This is a genomic window from Microbacterium sp. (assembly GCF_036277215.1).
In the GTDB taxonomy this organism is placed as follows: domain Bacteria; phylum Actinomycetota; class Actinomycetes; order Actinomycetales; family Microbacteriaceae; genus Microbacterium.
The window spans coordinates 1-4269 of sequence record NZ_DASUNI010000199.1 but is presented as its reverse complement, the minus strand read 5'-3'; the positions used below and the strand labels follow the sequence as shown (position 1 = coordinate 4269).

Sequence of the window (4269 nt, the reverse complement as noted above, 5' to 3'; positions counted from 1 at the left end):
GCGGCATACATGTATGCGGCCGAATTGCAGTTGTAGCCCGACGGGTGATCCGAATACGGCGGAGCCGCGACAAGCGGCGTCCATGCTGGATCGCCGATGGTCCTGCGGTTGCCGTCAAACTCGCCCTCTTGGATCGCGGTGAGCGGACGCCAGAAGTTCCAGAACCCCTTGTCGTCGAAGCAGCTGATGACACTGTCTGCCGTGGCCACGTTCAACATGGCGAAGAGACGGGCTTCCTCGGCGAGGGTGAGTCCTTGGGCTTCGGCTATCACCCGGAATGTACGGTTGAACAACTCCACCGGGTTGGCCTTGTAGAAGTCTGCGACGGCCTGCTGCTCAGGCGTGCGGAGACTGTTCACTGCCCTGCCGAGGTCCCTCACCTCGTCGTAGTCCCTTGCATAGGCTCGGCTGGTGAGGTCGTTCGGCCCTTTCGTACGCAGTTGCGATGTGCTCTCAAGCGTGAACGGTTCGACCTCGGCCACCCACGCAAGGAGGTTGCCAGACGGTGGCGGCGAAAGGGGACGCCACTGGCCGGGATCGTCGCCCTCCATCCACGACAAGTTCGGCGCGAAACGGCCGTCGCCCGTCCGTGCTTCGAGCATGGCTGCAGCGGCGGCTGCCCCTATCGCCACCCCCTCGGTCTTGGCGTCGCCGTCGGGGATGCCTGCGAGCGCGGCGGCATAGAGCGCATCCAGCCGGTCGAGGACCACCTGCGGCAACGGCGGAACCGGCGCGATGCCCAGGCCGACCAGCACGTCGTGCGCGGCGGTCGCAACGGCGGCGTCCTGTGACGCCGAAGGCGGAGCCGCCGGAAGGTCCGGCAGATAAGGCTGGTATCCGCCGACGATCGCGTTGACCGCGTCGTAGACGGCCCCCTGCACCATCGCGAGGTGCAATTGCGACACCGGCGGCGCCTGACCCGCGCCGGGAGTGGCCGCCGTAGGGGCGTTTATCAGCGCGTCCGAAGCGTGGAGATTCCAGACTCGCACCGCGTCGGAATGCTCTGAGTCTGCTACTGCGGGTGCAGGTCCGAGCACTGATGCGAGCAGCGCGACAGAGGCAGCAAGCACGAATGTGCCGAGTGTCCGCTTGTGTACTCCTCTAGGCATGATGCGTCCTCCCTTTTCCGTGTCACATGCGCCACCAGAGCCCCACTGCTCGCGGCTCGCCATGCGACTGTTCGGTTCGTAGGTATTGCGCCATGAAGAACGCAACCAGAACCCGGTATCAGCGCGGTATCGGCCCTCGCCGCGACCGCAAATATTCCTGATCGGAGGAACGGCGTATGAAGCGAAGCGCGGTTACGCGCGGCATTCCGGGGCGTAGGGCCTAGTCCCGATGAGCTCCGCCCACTCTTGTTCGGTCAGCACCCGTCCCGCGACCTGACAGGCGCGTTCCTCCCACATCGACGGTTCGGCGAAGATCACTCGCGTCTTGCCGTCAGACTGTTCAAGCGCGACCGTACGCTCATCGAGTTCAACGAACGGGGTCTGCCGAACCTGCGTGTCGAGTCCGGCGCGCGCATACCAGTCGCTCAGGTCCCAGGTGATGATCGCGCCGTCCGCGCCGGCCGTCACCAGATCGCCGGTTGGCTGGAACTCGACCGCAGTGACGCTGCCGTCATGACCGCGGAGCGTCTCGGCGATGTCGCCGGTCTCGGCGCTCGCCACCACGATCCCGGTGCCGGCGGCGATGGCCAGCTGACGGCTGTCGGTGCTGAAGTCGGCCGCCGAGGGCAAGAAGGACAGCGGGACGGTGATCGACGTTTCGGCCCCGGAGGCCTCGACGATACGGACCGCGAACGAGCCGTCTCGCACTGCGATCCGACGGCCGTCCGGACTGACCGCCAGAATCCCGTTTCCGGGAATTCGACGCAGCTCCGCCCCCGACTCTGTGTCGATGACGATGGTCGGGCCGAATCCGCTCGCGTACAGCTGCGAGCCATCCGGCGAGAATTCCACCGCACCGAATTCCCCGCCGGATCGCGGATCGAGACCGCTGACATCCGCGTCGATGATCACGGGGTTGCTCGCTCCGGCTCGCCAGAGTGCGACGCGACCGAGAGATTGAAAACTTGTCGACGCGGCGAGAGCCGCGAACACGGATCCGTCGGCCGAGTACGCGACGGCGGCCGCGGCCATATCCAGGCCCTCGTAGGTCGTCACGCCCGAAACTCCCCCGTTGCCGACATCGAGCATGGCGATCCTGCGGAAGTCGCAGCCGGCATCGCAGGGATCGGATGTCTCGCTGAACGCGACCGCGCCAGAGACGGGGTCCACGTCCGACGTCACCACCAGCCTCCAGAACGGGGAGTACTCGCCGAGCTGCGATCCGTCCTCGAGGTCGAGCAAGCGCACGTCATGGTCGCTGTCGATCACCGACGCTCGGGTCCCGTCCTCTGAAAGCGACATACGCACCGGGGTGACTCCGTCGTCCTGGAGGTGGATGATGCCCGTCGCCCGGGGTGCACGCGAGAGGACGCGCACCAGGTTGATCCGTGTCTCCGAATCGTCCCACAGCGCGATTGCCTCCACAGCGAGAAGCAGCGCGCGATCGAAGGCCGGCTCGTCTAGCGCGAGCGCGGCGACGCGCCTCGCCTCGGCGACGGTGGCGCGTTCGCCGGCGAGGTTCGCTTGGAATCCGGCGAGGAGGCCGGCCGTGACAGCAACGATCGCGAGCGCGGCTGCACCCGCCGACACCCATGACAGCCGGCGCACCATGCGGCGCTCTTTGCGCAGTTGTTCCCGCGCGGCGGCGAGGCCTGCGGTCTCAAGCGCTGCGGCGGCATCGAGGAACTCCCGCTCGACCGCGGTGAGCGCCGGGCGGGCCACGTCCCGCCAGTGCTGGGCCGTCGTCAGTCGGCCGCCGCGATAGAGCTCGCTGTCGGGTCGTCCCATTCCATCCCAGGCGGCCGCCGACGAACCCAGGTGTCGCATGATCCGCTGGCCTTCGACATCATCGGCGAGCCACTCCTTCAGCCGTGGCCATTCCCGGGCGAGCGCTTCGTGTGACACCTGTACCGACTGCTCATCGGTGATGAGCAGGCGTGCGTCCGCCAGGCGGTCGACGATCTTCGCATGGGCGTCGTCGATGGCGATCCGCGTCCGCTCGACCCGACGAGAGATCACCGAACCGTCCGTGGATCCTTCGACGAGCCGAAGGAGGATGTCTCGCAGGAGCCGCGCGCCTTCCTCCGAGAGCGTGGCGAAGACTTCTTCGGCGGTCTTCGCCACGGCGCCCTCGATCTCACCGGATGCCCGATAACCGTCGACAGTCAGCACGCGGCCCTCACGACGGAACCACACCTGGCGCAGCGCGTGGGACAGCAGGGGAAGGGTGCGCCCGTCGGCGTCGCGGACCAGGATCTCGACGAGGCCGGGTTCCAGGATGAGCCCGGCCTGTTCTGCAGGCTTCTCGATCACACTCCGCAGGCCGTCGGGACTGAGCGCGGTGAGGATGAGCATGTGCGACTGGATGATCTGAGCGAAGCCTTCGTGCTCGGCGAGGTCTCCGAGATGGTCGGCGCGGATCGCGACGACGACCGGGCCGCGGAAGAACATGCGCGTCAGGGCTCCGAAGAACTCGCGGATCTCAGCGGGGTCATCCGCGGCGAAAGCCTGCTCGCACTGATCTACGATCAGCAACGACTCTCCGGCCGGCAGATCGACACTGCGAAGGGCATGAATCGGATGCTCGCCGGGTGTCACGATCGAGACCGCCTTACCGCGCGCGAGAAACTGCGCACCGATCCCGGCCCTGACGAATGAGGACTTGCCGACGCCCGATGACCCGGCGACCAGCAGCACCCCGTGATCCTCGAGCGCCTGCAGTGCACCCGACAGCTCATTCTCCCGACCGAAGAATCGTTCCGCGTCGCCGGCGCCCGCCGGAGGCAGACCGAAGTAAGGACACTCCGGGCTCGCGGCTCGGAATACCTTGTCGGACAGGAGCGCGGGATCCTGGCGGAGGATCGACTGCTCCAGCTCGGCGAGTTCGGTGCACGGATCCAGTCCGAGCTCGGCGGCGAGCAGCCCCCGTGCCCGGCGCACCGTGGCCAGCGCATCCGCCTGCCGACCCTGGCGGTACTGCGCCACGCTCAGCACGACCCAACGCCGCTCGCGCAACGGTGCCTCGGCGACGCGGGCGGGCGCCAAAGCGGCGACCTCTCGGACCTCCCCGGCCTGGAGCCGGGCGTCCAAAAGCAGCTCCTCGACGCCGAGACGCATCTCTTCGAGGCGACCGGCAGCGATCTGCGCCGGCTCCCAGTCG

2 protein-coding genes are annotated in these 4269 nt (G+C 67.4%); both read right to left on the bottom strand.

Annotated features, from left to right (window positions below):
• On the bottom strand, window positions 1–905 hold a 905-nt coding region (locus tag VFX99_RS10180), incomplete at its 3' end, for a vanadium-dependent haloperoxidase (protein WP_329666181.1).
• Between the two features lie 396 nt (window positions 906–1301).
• A partial coding sequence (locus VFX99_RS10175; RefSeq protein ID WP_329666180.1) for a BTAD domain-containing putative transcriptional regulator occupies window positions 1302–4269 on the bottom strand: 2968 nt, incomplete at its 5' end.